Here is a 19,571-nt window from a genome sequence, read left to right as displayed (position 1 = left end):
TTGCCGCTGGCGGCCACGCCGCCCGAGCCGTTGGCCACCCCGCCCTTCTCGGTCGCATCTCCGGTATCGGCAACTGCCGTCGGTGTCGTGTTGCCCGACGTTGAGGGGTTGAACATGACGTCGACCCAGTAGTTCTCCGCCTGGAAAGTGCTGGTCGGAAACTGGCTGGTGCTGCCGTAGCGGTAGACCCCGTTGCCGCTGGCGGGCGCCGTCAATGGACCGCTCGTGACATCTGCGGTGAAGTAGTTGGAGGTAGTGGAGTAATGGCCGACATTAGTGTGGTAGGAGGCAGTGTAGGTGGCACCGGGCGTCAGCGTCACCGGGCTGGAGAAGGTCGCGATCTGCCAGCCGCTGGCCGTTTCGTTGGTGAATGTGAGGGTCGCCAGCTGCGTGCCGGTGCTCGACCACAGCGAGCCGGTATGGGTGCCTGTATCCTGGCTGCCCTTATAGAACCGGATACCACTGACGGTGCCAGCGACCGAGGTCCGGAATTTGACCCCGAGTTCGACGGCTGACGTATCGTTGGTGTTTACGACGGCAGGTGTCGCCGCCCCGAACAGCGAGACAAAGCTCGGCCCGGTGACAGTGACCGTTCGTCCTGCCGATGGTGATTCCAAATTGATGCTATCGTCGACGGCACGCGAGCGAATCGTATAGTTCCCAGCAGCCTGCGGCGTCCACGTGTAGGTCCAGTTCTCGTCTCCTACCGTCGGATGCCAGCTTGCCCCGTTGTCGGTCGAAACCTCGACGCCGGCAATGACCCCGCCACCCGTGTCGGCGGCGGTGCCTGTAATCGTAACGCTAGATCCAACTGTCGCCGTGGCAGGCACCGTGATGGCGGAGGTCGGAGCGACATGGTCGCTCGAGGCGGTCGCTGCGACGAGCCCGGACTGCAGCGTCCCAGGCTGGATGCCCATGTCGGCAAGCAAATTGACCATTGCCTGCTGCACGCGCGGATCGGTCGGCGTCACCTCCTTGTCGTGATTGTCGCTCAGGCCCCAGGTCCAGTAGACAGTACCCGCTCCGAACACCAGCGCACCGCTCGGCGCGCGATAGAGCGTCAGATTGTGGGTGGAGACACCGTTGCCGGTCGTGTTTCCGTAGTCGAGGAGGTAAGTGCTCACCGGAAGCGTCGTCGATGACAGCTTCACGAGACCAGCCGGATCGAAGCCGTTGTCAGTCGCTTCGTCCCACTCATAACCAAGATAGTTCTTGGTGAGCGTCGCCGTTTGGCCTGGCTGAAGATTGGCAACGCTCGTGCTGCGCCAGAAGCGCAAGTTGGCATCGTCATAGGGTATCGTGATTGCCTGAAGATTGCTGCCGACATCGTCGACCATAAACAACTGGCCGGTCAGTGAGTTTTCCGGGCTTCCGCCACCGACAGCGGGCGGGCTGAGGCGCGGGTCGCGGAAGGTGCCTGTCCATTCATTGGAGGGGTCGATGCTGGCACCGGGCGACCATGTCTCCTTGTAAGAGATAAGGGTACGATAGGGCGTGGCGTCGCTGCTGAAGCTGTTGCCCCAACGGGTGCGCCAGTAGACCTCGTTACCGCTCCAAAACTGAAGGTTAACGCCTGCGTCGCGTGCGGCCTCAACATTGGCTCGTTGCTGTCCAGACCAGTATTCGTCATGCCCAGCATCAACATACGCCTTATGGTTGAGCAACAAACTGCCATAACGGTCGACATCGACGCCCGACATGTATGAGACGTCATAGCCGTTCTGTTCCAACCAGTAGATACCGGCATACTCGGCACCGAAAAGATAATCCTGCGGACCGGCAAACGTGCCAATCCCGCCGCGGGTCACGATCGGCCTGTTGTAACTAACAGCATAGGCGCGACCAGCACCCTGCCCGGTCGCCGGGCCGTTGCCGCCATAGAAGTTTGCGCCTCCCCAGCCGTTATAGGCCTGCCAGGTTTCGTCTGCGGTCTGGAAGACCATGTCGCTATGGCTGTCGTCATCGCGCACGATGAACGGGATGTGGTTCTCGCCGAAGGTGCCATCCTGACGCACGAGCTTGGCGATATAAACGCCTGAGACGGCGTCCTCTGGCACGGTCCACGACGCCGAGACTGCCCAGTTGCCGGCATCCACGGTGCCGGTCGAGGCATTGCGCAGCGGATCGGGCTGGTTCTGCAATCCGGTGTGCTGCAGAGTGGCGACCTTGCGCGCGCCCATGCCGCCATAGTAGCCGAGCCGGTAAATATCGATTCGATAGTTGGTGGAATCCGTATCGATCTTGAAGCTAATCGTCTTGCCGTTGTCGACGCTGATATCGGTCGCGAACCCCTCGATATTGGAGCTACCCGCACCGTTGATGCCCCACTCGCTCTCAGGATTGCCCTGCTTCTGATTTTCCTGCACGATTATGTTGGCCGCGGCCGCCGTCGCCGCCAGACTCTGCGTCGCTGTCCTTTGCGTGCCCGACGGTCTGGTCACCGAGCCGGAAAGGATGCCGACGCCCTTGGAGGTTACGGTCCCCGATCCAATCTCTCCGCCGCCTGGCAACGACCCGTTCCAGGCCGTTGATTCGGTCCATCCTGCGGTTCCGCGCCAGCCTGAAAGCGGGGACAAGTCACGATCCAGAAGCGGGTCACTCATCGAGGCGCCAATCGTCCCCTTGGCTGTCGGAACATAGTCCGGCCCCTCGGTCAGCCTGGTTCCGGGCAACTGACCGTCCCGCTGAAGCATACCGCCGCCTTGAGCCCAATCGAGCATTCGCGTAGGAGAGGTAAAGTAGCCGCACCCGCACACGCCAAACGGCATGCCAAATGCCAAGAAATGCGATTCATGCGCGGCCGCCTGCGCTGACGGCGTCGACTCGAGGATGACGACCTTGCCCGAAGCAGCCGACCCGGCAGCCACTGGGGTCGAACCTCGCCCTGAGGCTGTCTGAGCAGGACCTTTCGGCAAAAACGGAGCCAAGGGATCAGCGCCCATAAAGCTGGTTCCAGCATGAGTGCCATGGCGTGACCATTTTGTGTCGGATGAAGTCGCATCCCGCCCTGAAGATGAAAGACCCCGCTCGCCCGCAAAAGGCGCGGCAAATTCGCCCCTTTGAATTCCGGCTCCATAAATCGCTGTGAAACTGTCGGTCAAAGACGGCAGTACGAGGTCGCTGTTGACCTGACCGTGCGCGTCGCAGACCATGCCCCCCTGCCCATTGCCATCTTCATTGAGCGCGGTGACGTTGACGGGACCATCGACGGCAGCGCCATATCTGGTCCCATCTGTCGCTTGTGTGCCAAGCGCAAGTTGAGAGTAATCCTCTTGCCCATTGGCTGTGTTACGAGGCTTCGCCCTGCGGCCGGCGGTTAACCACCGGGGAGCCAACGAATCCAACACTGAGCGGGAAGCCCAGCGGCGAGCTTTGCGATGCATGGTATGCCCTCTCGCAAAAACCACGATCAAATCGATGAGGATCGTTCAAACTGGCAATTTCGGAATTGTAGTCGAAAAGGAACGAAATACACTGTACGCCTTTCGGCCTAAATCGGGCGACCACCTTTTGGCGAAGGGCACTATGTCGCTTTCACCAACAGGCATCTTGGACGCGCATTCCCTACGCGTCACACTGGCAAAGCGAACTCGAAGCCCCCCACGCGCAACTCATATCCCGGCATACCATTCATAGCCGCGATCCTCCCAAAACCCGCCATTGCCGCCGTAAAGGTGGCCGAGGTCCGCGACCGCCTCGATGCGCGTCAGATATTTTGCCTGCTTGTAACCGAGCTGCCGCTCGACCCTGAGCCTTAGCGGCGCTCCATGTGCCACCTCCAGGTCGCGGCCGTTCATCGAATAGGCAAGGATCGTCTGCGGATGGAGGGCATCGACCAGATCGATGCTCTCATAGTACCAGCCGGTGCCGTTCAGCGTCTTTTCGTATTCATCCGCACAGTGGAACACGACATAGCGCGCCTCGGGCTTGAGCCCGACCAATTGCAGCAGGGCGCCGAGTGGCACACCAGTCCATTTGCCGATTGCGCTCCAGCCTTCGACGCAGTCGTGCCGGGTGATCTGTGTGCGCGAAGGCATCGCCTTCAGCTGTGCGAGCGAGACTTGCGACGGTCTGTCGACCAGCCCACCAATCCCAAGCCTCCAGGTTGAGAACTGCCGGCTCATCCAGTCGAGATATTGCGGATTATCCGGCATGCTGGTGCCGTTTGAGCGAAAGACCGGCGAGAGATCCGCCTCGCTGAATTCAGGGGCCAGCGCGTTGTTGTGAAGCAGGAAGCGCTGCGTCTTCATGCTGAGACCCTCGGCGATCTTCAGGACCGACTTCGTCCGGTCACTTTCGACCCATGCGTCGCAGCCGCTCAAGCCCAGTGTAGAGGCGGTCAAGGTCGAACCAATGAGGAAGCGGCGGCGGGTAATGAGGCGGCTCATTGTTTGCCTCCCAGTTTGATTGCGTAGTAGCCGGTGATCATCGAACGGAGATTGTTGAAGACACCCGACAGGATCACCATAGCCACATGTACGACGACAAAGGCTGCGAGCGAGAAGGCAGTCAGGAAGTGGATGGTGCGCGCCGATTGCCGTCCGCCGAAGAGATCGGGCAGCCAGGGCGCTACAGCATTGAAGCCCGGCGACATGGTGAGCCCTGTCGCGATCATCAACGGCAGCAGCAGGAAAATCACGGCCAGATAGGTCAGCTTCTGCAGCGTGTTGTAATGCCGTGCCTCCGGTCCCTTCGGAAAACGCAGCCGGGCGTGGTTGACGACCTCGTAGGTGAGATGAGCGAGCGTCAGCTCATTGACGGTAGGAGCGAGATCCCGACGGAAATGCCGGCTGACCAGCCCATAGCTGAAATAGACAAGGCCGTTGAGGACGAAGACCCAGGCAAAAAAGAAATGCCAGCGCCGGCCGGTCGACAGATCCTGATAGCTTGGAAGAGTAAGCCAGCTTGGAAAACCCCTCGCTGTCGCCTCGCCGTCGACATTTGAGAGACCAAGGACGCCTGTTGTATCGAAGGTGAGCAACCCCACATGCGTCAGCCCCTTCACCTGACCGCTGTCATCGACGGCTTCGATGGAAATGAAGGAAGGGTCGTTGTCGGCTCCATACTGGCCCCAATAGAGCGCCGGATGAGCATTGAATATCTGCAGACCGCTGAACAGCAGCACGGTGACGGCAAGCACGTTTAGCCAATGCGAGAAGCGCACAGCAAGGCTGTGGCGGTAGATGAGTGTACGGCCGGTTTCCCGACTGGAATCGATCGTCGCCATGATTGTTCTCCGGATGTATGGACGTTTCGCAGGAGAATACGCGGCCGCCGCAGATAAAGTTTCAGCGGCCGCGGGAGACGAGAACGCTTACTTCATCGCGTCGCATGCCTTCATCATGTCGGCCTTTTTCATGGCGTCCTCAGCCGACGCCGCACCGGCGAGCGAAAGGCCGACGAGGAACATGCAGGGTGCCAGGCTGGAAAGAAGCTTGGTCATGGAATTCTCCTGGAATCGGATTGTCGTGTCCGCCGGTCGCGTGCCAATGGCTCACACCTACCCATTCGAGAGCGCCTCGAAATGCGTTGCAGCCTCACGCATGTGATAGATCCGTGATGCCAAACATTTTTGATCTGCCCTGTAACCGACTGGCTGTTTGTCCGAATGAACGCGCTGACAACATGGCGACCGCTTGTTCGGAAGAAACCCTGAAAGCATTGATGCTTCTGTCCCTTGACGGGGACGAGGCCCGCCCGTCTGAATCGGCGGTAAAAAGTCAGCATCCATCGGGCGCTCAGGCGCTCGCAGAGAGATTGCGAGGCGCATCGTGACGAAGACGGACGACATCATCGCGGGCCTTTTGAGCGACCTGAAGCCGGTGCGGTGCCACGCGCTAAGGCGCCGCTTCGCATTTGGCGTATTGCCCACTGCCTGCTGCTGATGCTGACCGTTCTCGGCCTGCGCATCGATATGCCCGACGTGGCGATGCTGCCGGTCTTCTGGATCAAATCTTCCTATCATGCACTGATTGCGTTGGCGGCTTTCCTGGCCGTCTATCGGCTCTCGCCCCCCGACGGTACCGAGGACGCTTTTTCGGTTGGCTTGCCTTGATCTTCGCCACCATGGCTGCGGTCGCAGCCATCCAGCTCAAGATGGCCGCTATCGAGACTTACCGGTTGCTGATCCTCGGCTCCTCCGCACTCCATTGCCCGCTGCTCATCTTCGGCTTCGCGATTCCCGTTTTTGCCGGCACTGTCTGGGCGCTACGCGGCGCGGCACCCATGAACCTTCGGCTAACGGGGTGCGTTGCCGGTATTGCCGCTGGGGCAGCTGGTGCCTGGGTCCATTCCTGGTTCTGCACCGAGAACGGCATGCCCTTTGCGCTGATCTGGTATTCACTTGGCATCCTTTTGAGCGGCGCGCTCGGCTTCCTCGCAGGTCCACCGCTACTCCGCTGGTAGATCCTTCTCAGCTTGGCGACGGTGCGAAGGACGGCCGCAATTGCTGTAGAAGGGCTGTAACTGCGCCCGCACGCTGCCGAGTTCGAGATGACGGTCGATCCCGCGCAACAGGTGGTCGGCAGGTACGTGATCATTGAGGCAGAAGTCGTAGAAAAGTCGCGCTGGAACAGCCTGACATCCCATCATCGCTCAATCCCTTGAAAATCAATGCCACGATTGAATCGCGACACTGCAGCGCCAGCAACGTCGCGCTTTTCAACGGTATCCGCCACGTCATCCTCGTCGTGGATTCACCTGTCGGTTCTCGGGGTACGTCCGTAGCTGGTCGTACGCGCGAATTGCGGTCGCGACCAGTTGCGCCCTCTCTCTGATATTGGCTGTTTGCCCAACGCGAATGTATTCCGCTTTGATATGAACAAGATAGCCAGCAACCTCGGCGTCAGTCGCTCCCCTTCTCAAAAGGCCCGCTGCCTCTGACAGATCGTCATCATCCTCATCGGCGCCCGCGGCAAAACTTGGACCTTAGTCTAAGCAATGGCTGGACTAAAGACTCAGCATAGAGCGACAATAGTGCCACCGGCGACTAGACCGTTGTCCAGCTGATCATGCGACCTAGTCCCCTCGCGTACAGATGCTCGAGCTTGCATACTCATCGACGATTGGTCCGTGGAGGGCCTAACAACTGTTTCGGCCATAGCTTCGGCGGCGTATTCAGCCGGCAGCGCACTTCGTTTGGTGCGACGGCGAAGCTTTGTCCAAGGCGAATGGCAACTATTGGAGGGTGGCATGGTAGAATTTATTCGCTCGGACCTGGATTTCATCCTGCAGCAGATCATAATTGCGGAGCGGAATGCGCAGGGCGAGAGCCTCACCGATATCTTGCCAAACGCCGAGGTGCCCTTTGGCCTGCGGACCGTCGATGGCTCTTTCAACAATCTGGTCCACCCCGAATTCGGGGCTGCGGATTTGGCGTTTCCGCGCCTCACCGACCCCTCTTTTCGACCTGCGGAGGCGGGCACCACTTATGCGACCCCGGGGGCGGGGGTCGTTGATTCTCAGCCGCGCACGATCAGCAACCTGATCGTCGATCAGACGGACAACAACCCGGCAGCTCAGGCCGCAGCCGGTCAGACCCCGGGATCAAGCACCGTCATCAGCCCTGGGCTGGACGGTCAGTTCGGCACGGGCGACGACGTTCCAGTCAATTTCATCCCGAACATCACTGCCGATGCGGGCCTGTCGGCGCCGTTCAACGCCTGGATGACCTTCTTCGGACAGTTCTTCGACCATGGTCTCGATCTGGTGACCAAGAGCCAGAGCCAGACCGAAACCGTCTTCATTCCGTTGAAACCGGATGATCCGCTCTTCAGCACGGCTCCCGGCGCTCTGAACTTCATGGTCCTGCAACGTGCTGCGGGGGGGCAGGCCGCGACCAACACGACCTCGCCCTTCGTCGACCAGAGCCAGACCTACGCCTCGAGCCCGTCGCACCAGGTGTTCCTGCGCGCCTATGAGTTGAACGGCAATGGCGATCCGGTGGCGACCGGTGAACTGATCACCAACCGCAATCTCGGCGCTGATGGCCTGTTCGGTACCAGTGACGACACGGAAATCGGCGGGATGGCCACCTGGGCCGTGGTCAAGGCTCAGGCTCGCGACATTCTCGGCATCAATCTCACCGATGCCGACGTCGGCAATGTGCCGGTCCTGGCCGTCGATGCCTATGGCAATTTCATCAAGGGGCCCAATGGGTTCCCCATGGTGATGATGCAGGATAACAGCTTCACCGAGGGTAATCCGGCAGCGCCGATCAGTCTCGCGGGCGCTGCCCGCACCGGCCATGCCTTCCTGAACGACATCGCGCACAATGCCGATCCGACCGGCAAGACCGCGGATGCCGACAACATCGTCAACACCGGTCCGATTGCGGCCGGCCAGTACGATAACGAACTTCTCGACGCCCACTACATGGCTGGCGACGGCCGCGTGAACGAGAATATCGGCCTCACCGCCGTGCATGCCGTGTTCCATTCCGAGCATAACCGCCTTGTCCAGCAGACCAAGGACGTGGCGTTGGCGACCGGCGACGTCGCCTTCCTCAACCAGTGGCTCGACACCCCGCTTGACTCGAACACGACATTCCCGCTGACGCAGGCCCAGATCGATGCGCTCGACTGGAACGGCGAACGCCTTTTCCAATCCGCCAAGTTCGGCACCGAGATGCAGTATCAGCATCTGGTGTTCGAGGAGTTTGCCCGCACGGTCCAGCCTCAGGTCGACGGATTCCTGGCTCCGAGTGGCTACGATACGACGATCAATCCGGCGATCCTCGCCGAGTTCGCCCATACGGTTTATCGCTTCGGCCATTCGATGCTGACCGAGACGGTCGACCGCTTGGATCCAAACTTCAATACCGTCGGAGGCGACCCGCAGCTCGGCCTGATCGCGGCCTTCCTCAATCCGCTCGCCTACGCCAATAGTGGCCTAACGCCCGAACAGGCGACCGGCGCGATCGTGCGTGGCGTCACCCGCCAGGTTGGTAATGAGATCGACGAGTTCGTTACCGAAGCACTGCGCAACAACCTGCTCGGCCTGCCACTCGACCTGCCGGCGCTGAACATTGCGCGTGGCCGTGACACCGGCATTCCCTCGTTCAACAACGCGCGGTCTCAATTCTTCGCAATGACCGGCGACAGTCAACTCAAGCCCTATATCAGTTGGGTCGACTTTGCCGACCACCTCAAGCATGCGGAGTCGCTGATCAACTTCATCGCGGCCTATGGCACGCATGTGTCGATCACCAGCGCAACGACGCTTGCCGACAAGCGCGCGGCCGCGACCTTGATCGTCCTTGGCGGCGCTGGGGCGCCGATCGACCGCCTCGACTTCCTGAACGCGACGGGCGCCTATCAGGGTGGCTCGCTTGGCGGGCTCAACGACGTCGATTTCTGGATCGGGGGCCTGGCGGAAGAGAAGATGCCGTTTGGTGGCATGCTCGGCTCGACCTTCAACTTCGTCTTCGAGACCCAGCTTGAATCGCTGCAGAACGGCGACCGCTTCTATTACCTGTCGCGCACGGCCGGCATGCATTTCGGCACCGAGCTGGAGAACAACTCCTTCGCCAAGCTGGTAATGCTCAACAGCGACGCGACGCATTTGCCGAACGCGATCTTCACAACACCAAGCTTCACGCTCGAAGTCGATCAATCGCGGCAGCACACCGGGCTCGGCGCCGATGGCCGCGCGGATCCGACCGGCGGCCTTGAGATCAACGGCGTCGAAGTTGTTCCTCTCGTTATCCGCGACAATCCAGCGACGGATGGCGCGGACACGAACTATCTCCAGTACACCGGTGAGGACCATGTCGTCCTCGGTGGCACCGCGGGCAATGACATTATCATCTCCGGCGATGGCGACGACACGCTTTATGGCGATGGCGGCAATGACCGGCTAGAGGGCGGCTCGGGCAACGATACGGTTCTCGGCGGTGACGGCGACGACATCCTGTCCGATTCTTTCGGTGACAATCGCATCGAAGGCGGTGCCGGCAACGACGTCATTGTCGTCGGCAACATGTCGGTCCTGGGCAACCTGATCCTCGGCGGCAGCGGCCAGGACTTCATCATCACCACGGAAGACATCTCGACGACGTTTGGCGGGACCGGCGACGACTTCATCCTCGGCGCCAAGACCAATCTGCCGCCGACCGGCAATGAGGGCGACGACTGGATCGAACTGGGCACCCAGGACGGAGCGCCTGGCGACAACTTCTCGCCCGTGCTGGCCGACGACGTGATCGGCAATGACATCTTCATTGGCGGCGGCGGCTTCGACGAAATGATCGGCGAAGGCGGGGACGACATCTTCACCGGCAGCGACGCCCAGGACAAGATGGACGGGATGTCCGGTTTCGACTGGGTCACCTACCTGAACGACCGCTTTGGCGTGACCGTTGACCTTACGCTGGCTGCATTGGCGCAACCGCACGGCGCACCGGCGACCAACATCGGAGCTTTCCAGCCCATCGGCTCGTCGCCGGCTTCGATCCTCGACCGCTTCGCGGAGGTGGAGGGCCTGTCGGGTTCGAGATATGCCGACGTGCTGCGCGGCGACGACGTTAACGCCGACACCATCATCAACCATGGTGGTGCCACCGGCAGCGCGCTGACCAACGTTGCGCTGATCGACCAACTTGCCACGCTGCTCGGGAATGCCGGGCTGTCGCAGACCGGTTTCGCGACCGGCAACATCATCCTCGGTGGTGACGGCAGCGACATCATCGAAGGCCGCGGCGGCGACGACCTGATCGATGGCGACAAGTGGCTGAACGTGCGCATCGGCGTCTACGCGGCCGGGGACACAAACCACGCTGGCGCGCCGATCGCCACCTTCGACAACATGGTCCAGTTGATGCCGTTTATGCTGGCGGGAACCTACAATCCCGGCCAACTGCATGCGATCCGCGAGATCATGGACGGCAGCTCCACCGGCGGCGACGCCTTCGACACGGCCGTCTTTTCGGGCAACAGAGCCGACTATACCGTCACGATCGACAACAGGGGGACGGCCGACTTCAGCGACGACATCGTAACGGTCGTCGACAGTGTGGTTGCTCGCGATGGCACGGATACTCTGACCCATATCGAGCGGTTGCAGTTCGCGGACGAGGCCCAGGTCGTCGTGCCCGGCCTCAACGCCGAACCGGTTGGGCTGCTGGAGATTCGCGACGCCACGACGCATGCCGCCGACGTCACGCCCACAGCCGGCCAATTGCTGGAGGTATCGATTGCAGGCGTGACCGATGGAGACAATCCCGGGGCAATTACCCAGTCCGTCTCCTACTACTGGCAAGTCGATCGCAATGGCGATGGCGTCTTTGAGGATATCATCCTACTGCCGGCGGGCGACCTTGCCTTCCTGAGCGCGGATGGTGTCAATTTCCGCGTGACGCCTGATCTCGTCGGCCTGCCGCTTCGCGTCAAGGCCTACTACCAGGATGCTCATGGTGTGACCGAAACGGTCTTCTCGGCACCGACTGATGCAATCGCAGCTGCACCGGTCGCCCCGCCGACCGCTACAACTCCGCTTACCGAAGTCACCGCCGGTGGCGCCGGCATTCATCTTGCCGTGTCCGACCTGCAGTTCATTCTTGATCAGATCAAGATTGCCGAAGCCAATGCGAACGGCGCCAGTCTCCTGTCCCTGATCCCGAACGTTCGCTCGCCGCTTGGCCTGCGCACTGTCGACGGTTCAAACAACAACCTCGTCCACCTCAACGGTATCGACCAGAGCGAATTCGGGGCGGCCGACAACACGTTCCCGCGGGTGGTTCCGCCGAATTTCCTGAACGAGCAGGACGAAGATCCGTTCAGCCTCGGGCCAGGCGGGCCGCCGCCCGTCACCAACACCAACTACAATTCTTCAACCAGTGTCGTCGATTCCGATCCGCGCACGATCAGCAACCTGGTCGTCGACCAGACCGCCAACAACCCGTCGGCCTATGCCGCCGCGTTCGATCCGGGCCTCAACGGCCATCTTGACTTCGGCGTATCCGGCGCGGCGAATGACGACGTCCTTAAGGACGGGGTCTCGATCGTCAAGAGCCCTGGACTCGACGGGCTCTTCGGCACGGCCGACGACCGCGACGTATTCAAGATCGACGCGGTCGCGCCTGACGTCGGCCTTTCGGCACCGTTCAACTCCTGGTTTACATTCTTCGGCCAGTTCTTCGACCACGGCCTAGACCTCGTAACCAAGGGTGGAAACGGAACAATCTACATTCCGCTGCAGCCGGACGATCCACTCTACGTCCCCGGCGGCAATTCAAACTTCATGGTTGTGACGCGGGCGACGCAGGCAGGGCCTGACGGCATCCTCGCCGACGACCCGAACACCACCGTCGACGAATCCGCCGACAACACCCACGCTGGCACCAACACCACCACGCCATTTGTCGACCAGAACCAGACCTATTCCTCGCATCCATCGCACCAGGTGTTCCTGCGTGCTTACAGTCTGGACGGTGCCGGAGCGCACGCCACCGGCAAGCTGATCACCAACTGGAATCTCGGCGCCGATGGGCATTTCGGCGGCGGCGATGACGTCGAGATTGGCGGCATGGCGACCTGGAAGGTCGTCAAGGCACAGGCCAACGACATTCTCGGCATCAATCTCACCGATGCCGATTTCGACAACGTGCCGCTCCTGGCCACTGACGCCTACGGCAATTTCACCAAGGGGCCGAATGGCTTCCCGCAGGTCGTGATGAAGGGGGCGGACGGCATCGGCGGCACGGATGACGACTTCCTTGTCGAGGGCAATCCGCTTGCGCCGATCTCGCTCACCAATGCCGTGCGCACCGGTCACGCGTTCCTCAATGACATCGCGCATAACGCCGTGCCGGTGTTCGCTCCCGGCCCCGGTGCCGACGGCGTTGCCAAGACGGCTGACGATCTTGCTCCCGATGCCGATGCGGATACCGGAAATGCCGTTCCCGTCGGACCGGGAGGCAACAACCTCTCCTACGATAACGAACTGCTCGACGCACACTACATCGCCGGCGACGGCCGCGTGAACGAGAACATCGGCCTCACCGCCGTGCACTCGATCTTCCATCACGAGCACAACCGGCTGGTCGACCAGACGAAGGAGACGGTCCTCGCGGCCAACAACCTCGACTTCCTGAAGGAGTGGCTGATGCCCGGCACAGGGCCGGCGGAGTTTCCGACTGATCCGGCTGCTGTCGCGGCCCTGCAGTGGAATGGCGAGCGCCTGTTCCAGAGCGCGAAATTCGGCACCGAAATGCAGTACCAGCATCTGGTGTTCGAGGAGTTCGCGCGCACCATCCAGCCGAACGTCGACCTGTTCTTCGCACCGACACAGGTCTACGACGCCGACCTCGACCCCTCGATCGTGGCCGAGTTCGCCCATACGGTCTATCGTTTCGGCCATTCGATGCTGACCGAGACAGTCGACCGCTACGATGAGAATTTCAACGTCGTGGGCGACGGAAACCCGAACGAAGCCGGCAATCAGCAGACCGGCCTGATCGCAGCCTTCCTGAACCCGCTGGCCTTCGCAGCGAGCGGGACCACTCCGGAGGACGCGACCAGCGCCATCATCCGCGGGGTCACCCGCCAGGTCGGCAACGAAATCGATGAGTTCGTGACCGAAGCCCTGCGCAACAACCTGCTTGGCCTGCCCCTCGACTTGCCGGCGATCAACATCGCGCGTGGTCGCGATGTCGGCATCCCCTCGCTGAATGCCGTTCGCCGCGACATTTACGGGCAGACCGGGAATTCCGACCTTAAGCCGTACACGAGTTGGGCCGACCTGGTGCAGCACCTGAAGCACCCGGAATCAGTGATCAACTTCATCGCCGCCTACGGCACGCATAGTTCGATAACCAGCGCCACGACGACGGCGGACAAGCGCGCCGCGGCTACTCTGCTTGTCCTCGGTGGAGCTGGCGAACCTGCCGACCGGCTCGACTTCCTTAACTCAGCCGGTGCCTGGGCGAGCCTGGCCAACGGGGTCACCACGACAGGTCTTGACGCCATCGATCTGTGGATCGGCGGCCTGGCCGAGGAGAAGAACCCGTTCGGGGGCATGCTCGGCTCGACCTTCAACTTCATCTTCGAGAACCAACTCGAGAAGCTGCAGGACGGCGACCGCTTCTACTATCTCGAGCGCACCGCTGGCCTGGCCTTCAACGCCGAGCTGGAGGGGAATTCGTTCGCCAAGCTCATCATGGCCAACACAACCGCGACGCACCTGTCGGCGCTTGTCTTCTCAACGCCGACCTGGACACTCGAGGTCGACCAGAGCAAGCAGTTCACCGCGCTTGGCCCGGACAATCGCGCCGACCCGACAGAAGGAGGCACGGAGCTCAATCCGCTCGTCGTTCGCGACAATCCCGACACTGTTGGTCCCGACAGCAACTACATCAAGTATACCGGAGAGGACCACATCGTCCTCGGCGGCACCAACCCTGGTAGCCCGGCCAATCCGAGCGGCAACGACATACTGATCTCGGGTGCCGGCGACGACACCGTCTATGGCGACGCAGGTGACGACCGCATTGAAGGTGGCTATGGCAACGACCAGCTTCGCGGTGGTGACGGCAACGACATCATCACCGACATCGGCGGCGACGACAACATTCAGGGCGGCGACGGAAACGACGTGATCCAGGGTGGCAACGGCGTCAACCTGATCATCGGCGGCTTCGGCAGCGACTTCATCATCACCGGCGAGGACGCCTCGGAAGCGATTGGCGGCCAGGGCAACGACTTTATCCTGGGCAGCAAGGCCAACGAACAGGATATGGGCAACGAGGGTGACGACTGGATCGAGAAAGGCACGTCAGACGGAGCGCCTGGCGACAATTTCGACCCACTCGGCAACGACCCGATCATCGGCAATGATGTCTTCATCGGTGACGGCGAGAACGACAAGTTCAACGCCGAAGGCGGCGACGACATAATGGTCGGCAAGACCGGCTTCGGGGACCGCTACATCGGCGGCTCCGGCTACGACTGGGCCGACTTCAAGGACAACGACCGCGGCGTCTACATCGACATCTCGGATCGCTTCTTCGACACGCCTTTACTGCCGGGTTCGGCAACGCCGCTGATCCGTTTCGATATCGTCGAAGGTGTCTCCGGCTCGCATTTTGGCGACGTACTGCACGGCGACAATGTCGACGCTGCGGCCCTGCCGACAGCAGGCGCAACGGGCAGCGTGCTGACCAATATCGCGCTGATCAACGGTCTGCAGAGCCTGCTCGATACAGCCTACGCGGCCGATCTGGCGCCCGGCGCGCACAAGACGTTCTACGATGGCGGCAACATCATCCTTGGCGGTGACGGCAGCGACATCATCGAGGGCCGCGGCGGCGACGACGTCCTCGATGGCGACAAGTGGCTGAACGTCCGCATCGCCGTCTATGCGGCGGGCGACACAAACCACACCGGGCCAGAAATCGCCTCCTTCGACAGCATGGCCGATCTGGAACTCCAGACGAAGATGCTGAACGGCACCTGGAACCCTGGTCAGTTGAACATCGTGCGCGAGATCAACACCGGCGCGGCTGCCTTCGACACGGCGGTCTTCTCGGGCAGGCAGGCGGACTACACGATCACCACGGTCGGCGGTCTTACGACTGTGAGGGACAATCTCGGCACCGACGGAACCGACCGGTTGATGAACATCGAACGGCTGCAATTCTCCGATGGCTCAGTCTTGCTCGGCGGCACGAATGCCGCGCCTTCGGGCGTGATGTCCATCCTAGATGGAGCAACTCCTGTCGACACGGCTGCTGCCGGCACGGTTTTGACGGTGTCGGTTGCCGGTATCACGGATGCCGACAATGTGACCGCCACCAATCTGACCGGGACAATCACCGGACCGGTCGACTATTTCTGGCAGGTCGAGACGGTTCCCGGATCCGGCATCTATGAGGACATCCTCACCTTCGGTGCCGGGGAGGTGGAGCGTGCCCATGGCACGAGCTTCACGGTCACCGACGCGGAGGCGGGACTTAGCCTGCGCGTGCGCGCCATCTACCAGGACGGCCATGGAACGCTGGAGCAGATCTATTCAGCGCTGCCCCCAACACCGGGCGTCGGCATCACCTTGGTCGGCACGCGTGGTGCGGACACACTGATTGGCACGGCGCTTGCCGATACAATCACGGGCGACCGTGGCGACGACACCATCACTGGCCTTGGCGGCAATGACACGATCGACGCCGGCCGCGGGGCCGACACTGTCGATGGCGGTGATGGCGACGACACCATCCTCGGCGATCGCGACAACGACATCCTCAATGGCGGGGCCGGGGACGACAACATTGACGGCGGTCGTGGTGACGACACCATCAATGGCGGCCCGGGCAACGACACGATCCTTGGCGATCGCGGCAACGATCTGATCATCGTCGCTTCCACCGAAGGGCGTGACATCATCGACGGCGGTCGCGACACCGATACCGTTCAGATCCTGGGCGACGCGAGCGCCGAGGCCTTCCGGGTCTATGCCCGAGCCGATGCGATCGCAGCCGGCATCACGGTCGCGGCAGCCACCGAGATCGTGATCACGCGCGGTGCCGTAGTCGTTGCGGAACTTGCGAATATCGAGGAGATCCAGATCACCGGTGGCGGTGGCGGCGATACCTTCCAGGTGATCGGCAATTTCGCGGCGACCACATTGTTCACCAACACCATCACGATCGATGGTTCGACGGGCAACGATACGGTCGATATCTCGACACTGACCTCGGCGCACCGCATCGTCTTCAAGTCGAATGGCGGCCACGACACCATCGTCGGCACATTGCGGCCGCAAGACGTGATCGAACTGGCCCCCGGTTCGACGCTGGCTGACTACCACTCGACGACGGCCAACGGCATGACGACGATGTCGAACGGAACGCATTCGATCACCTTCGCCAGCACCGGCACCCCGACATTCGAGGCCGGCTCCGGCAGTGGCGGCAGCAACGGTGGAAACGGCGACGGTGGAAACGGCGGCGGTGGCGATGGCGGCGCAGGCGGCAATGACGATCCGGGAGGCAACGGTGCCTTCCATCTGACGGCCAGTGACCTCACGGCACTGAAGAACCTCGTGAATGGTCTGCCGGGCGGCGAAGACAACGATGCCGTCGGCATTCGCGATCTCGAAGGTACGGGCAACAATCGCGCACATCCGAACTACGGATCCGCCGATCAACCCTTCATCCGTCTCACGGATGCGCATCTCGGGGACTACAACGACAGCACCCACAACCGCGATATCAACCCGCTCTTCAACGGGCTGGATCCGCGCGCGATCAGCAATGCACTCGGCGCTCAGGAGGCGAACCTGGCGACCAGTGCAGAGCATGCCAACAGCCTGTTCACTGCGTTCGGCCAGTACTTCGACCATGGTCTCGACTTCCTGCCGAAGGGCGGCAATGGCACGATCCAGATCGGCGCGCCGGGCGCCGGACATACGCCCGGTACCGACAATCCGGCGGATCTGACCCGCGGAACGGTCTCCGGCTTCGATGCCAATGGCGTGACGCAGCATCTCAACAAGACCTCGCCCTTTGCCGACCAGAACCAGGCTTACGGCTCCGATGAGCTCGTCGGTCAGTTCCTCAGGGAAGGCGACGGCCACGGCGGGTTCAGCGGTCGGCTCCTGGCCGGTGCGCCCGATCCGTCCAACCCGACCTTCAACCTGCTGCCCAACCTGCGTGAACTGATCATGCATCACTGGGCGAACAATACGGTGTTCACGGCATCCTCATTGCCGGGCGGCTCCGTCACTTTCCGCAGTTATTTCGCCGGTCTGGTCGATGCAAACGGTCACATCAACGAAGCGATGCTGCCGCAGATGACCTCCAACTTCATGGGCAGTGGCTTTGCGCTGCTGCTCGATACCAACCCGTTCATCAGCCTGCTCGATCACTATGTGGCCGGCGATGGCCGGGCCAACGAGAACATCGCCTTGACGGCGGTCCACACCATCTGGGCCCGCAATCACAACTTCCATGTTGCCGGGCTCCTGGAGGCTGGTTTCACCGGCACCGCCGAGGAACTCTTCCAGGCCGCCAAGGTGATCAATGAAACGGAATACCAGCGCGTCGTTTACACCGAGTTCGCCGACAAGCTGCTCGGCGGCATGAAGGGAGACGGCGAGCATGGCTTCAACGATTACAACCCCGATGTCGATGCGCGCGTCTCGCACGAATTCGCGACGGCGGCTTATCGCTTCGGTCATTCGCTGATCGACCAGACCTTGACCGTGATGGATACGCAAGGCCATCCGACGCAGGTTGCCCTGTTCGACGCGTTCCTCAACCCGACGAACGACGCCAGCGCCTTCCTCGGCCCATTGCCTGCCGGCTATGTGCCGCAGCCTGGCTATGAACAGCTGGGGATCAACGGCATTCTGGCCGGTGGCGTCGTGCAGCCGGCGCAAGAGGTCGATGTCAATATTGTCGATGCGGTGCGCAACGATCTGGTGCGCACCAGCGCCGATGTGTTTGCCTTCGACGTTGCCCGCGAATGGGATGTCGGTCTTGGCTCGATGAACCAGATCCGCGCGGATCTCCTGGCATCGACCGATCCCTATGTGCATGAGGCGGTCGGCTTTGCCGGTAACCTCACGCCCTACACCTCATGGGAGGACTTCCAGACCCGCAACGGCCTCTCGGACACCGTGATCAACCAGTTCCGCCAGGCCTATCCTGATCTCGTGCTGCAGCCAGGCGACATCGCGAAATTCAAGCAGATCAATCCTGACATCGATGTCGCGATCCAGCCGGACGGAACCGGCATCGTCAAGGGTATCGACCGTGTCGATCTGTTCGTTGGCGGTCTTGCCGAGAAGCATATCAATGGTGGCGTCGTCGGGCAGACCTTCTGGGTCATCCTGCACGAGCAACTGGACCGCATCCAGGAGGGCGATCGCCTCTACTACCTCGAGCGCGTGGAAAACCTCGACTTCTACGACATCGTCGAAGAGCAGGGCTTTGCCGCAATCATTGCCCGCAACACGGGGCTGACCAATCTGCCTGAAGATATCTTCGGAACGAACCAGGACAACCAGGGCGGAGGCGACGACGGCCAGAATCAGGGCGGCGGTGACGATGGCGGCAATGGTGGCCAGAACGGCGGCGGCGATGACGATGGTCAAAATGGTGGCGGCGGCGATGACGGCGGCAACGGCGACGACGACGGTGACAACAATGGCGGCGGCGACGACGACGGCCAGAACGGCGGCGGCGATGGTGGCGGCGACGACGATGGTCAAAATGGTGGCGGCGGCGATGGCGGCGGCAACGGCGACGACGACGGCGACAACAATGGCGGCGGCGACGACGACGGCCAGAACGGCGGCGGCGATGGTGGTGGCGACGACGATGGCCAGAACAACGGTGGTGGCGATGACGGCGGCGGTGACGATGGCTCCGGTGACGGTGGCTCGGATCCGCTTCCGGTCGCGGCGCGGACATTGATCGGAACGGCGGCTGCGGATGTGCTGCTTGGTGCTGCCGGGGATGACGTTGTGCTTGGCGGGGGCGGTGGGGATATCGTGGTCGGCGATGGCGGCCACGATATCCTGCGCGGCGAGGACGGCGACGACGTGGTGACGGCTGGCGACGGCAACGACAGCGTCAC

5 protein-coding genes and 2 pseudogenes are annotated in these 19,571 nt (G+C 61.7%); 2 read left to right on the top strand and 5 right to left on the bottom strand.

Annotated elements, in window-relative coordinates; all coding sequences use genetic code 11:
* From FHX09_RS28590 to FHX09_RS30385, 4 genes are all read right to left on the bottom strand, one after another.
* Positions 1-3,383: N,N-dimethylformamidase beta subunit family domain-containing protein (locus FHX09_RS28590; protein ID WP_184451014.1), on the bottom strand; the 3,383-nt coding region annotated here is incomplete at its 3' end.
* A gap of 228 nt (positions 3,384-3,611) precedes the next feature.
* Positions 3,612-4,388: a molybdopterin-binding protein gene (locus FHX09_RS28585; protein ID WP_132589556.1), complete on the bottom strand. Its 777-nt coding sequence runs from the start codon at positions 4,386-4,388 to the stop codon at positions 3,612-3,614.
* Positions 4,385-5,227 (bottom strand): cytochrome b/b6 domain-containing protein, encoded by an 843-nt coding sequence (locus tag FHX09_RS28580; protein WP_132589554.1) that lies wholly within the window; start codon positions 5,225-5,227, stop codon positions 4,385-4,387. Before FHX09_RS28580 ends, FHX09_RS28585 begins: the two co-directional genes overlap by 4 nt.
* A gap of 87 nt (positions 5,228-5,314) precedes the next feature.
* The gene (locus FHX09_RS30385; RefSeq protein WP_281040953.1) at positions 5,315-5,443 is read right to left on the bottom strand and encodes a hypothetical protein; all 129 of its coding nucleotides are present in this window, start codon (positions 5,441-5,443) and stop codon (positions 5,315-5,317) included.
* A gap of 328 nt (positions 5,444-5,771) precedes the next feature.
* Here FHX09_RS30385 and FHX09_RS28575 point away from each other — a divergent pair.
* Positions 5,772-6,405: pseudogene (locus FHX09_RS28575) on the top strand (NrsF family protein).
* A 27-nt stretch (positions 6,406-6,432) separates the two neighbouring features.
* On the opposite strand, the pseudogene FHX09_RS30210 reads toward FHX09_RS28575, so the two are convergent.
* Positions 6,433-6,591, bottom strand: a pseudogene (locus tag FHX09_RS30210) (IS5/IS1182 family transposase); the annotation flags it as partial.
* Positions 6,592-7,191: 600 nt separating this feature from the next.
* Between FHX09_RS30210 and FHX09_RS28570 the strand changes: the two are divergent.
* Positions 7,192-19,571: peroxidase family protein (locus FHX09_RS28570; protein WP_184451013.1), on the top strand; the 12,380-nt coding region annotated here is incomplete at its 3' end.

This window comes from Rhizobium sp. BK538 (assembly GCF_014197575.1).
Classification (GTDB): domain Bacteria; phylum Pseudomonadota; class Alphaproteobacteria; order Rhizobiales; family Rhizobiaceae; genus Rhizobium.
Note: the sequence above shows the minus strand (reverse complement) of the source record. Positions and strands in the feature narration are given on the sequence as shown.

Bases quoted from the DNA above. Each gene is read 5' to 3' on its own strand.
- FHX09_RS28585 (WP_132589556.1), bottom strand. From the start codon at position 4,388: ATGAGCCGCCTCATTACCCGCCGCCGCTTCCTCATTGGTTCGACCTTG.
- FHX09_RS28580 (WP_132589554.1), bottom strand. From the start codon at position 5,227: ATGGCGACGATCGATTCCAGTCGGGAAACCGGCCGTACACTCATCTAC.
- FHX09_RS30385 (WP_281040953.1), bottom strand. From the start codon at position 5,443: ATGACCAAGCTTCTTTCCAGCCTGGCACCCTGCATGTTCCTCGTCGGC.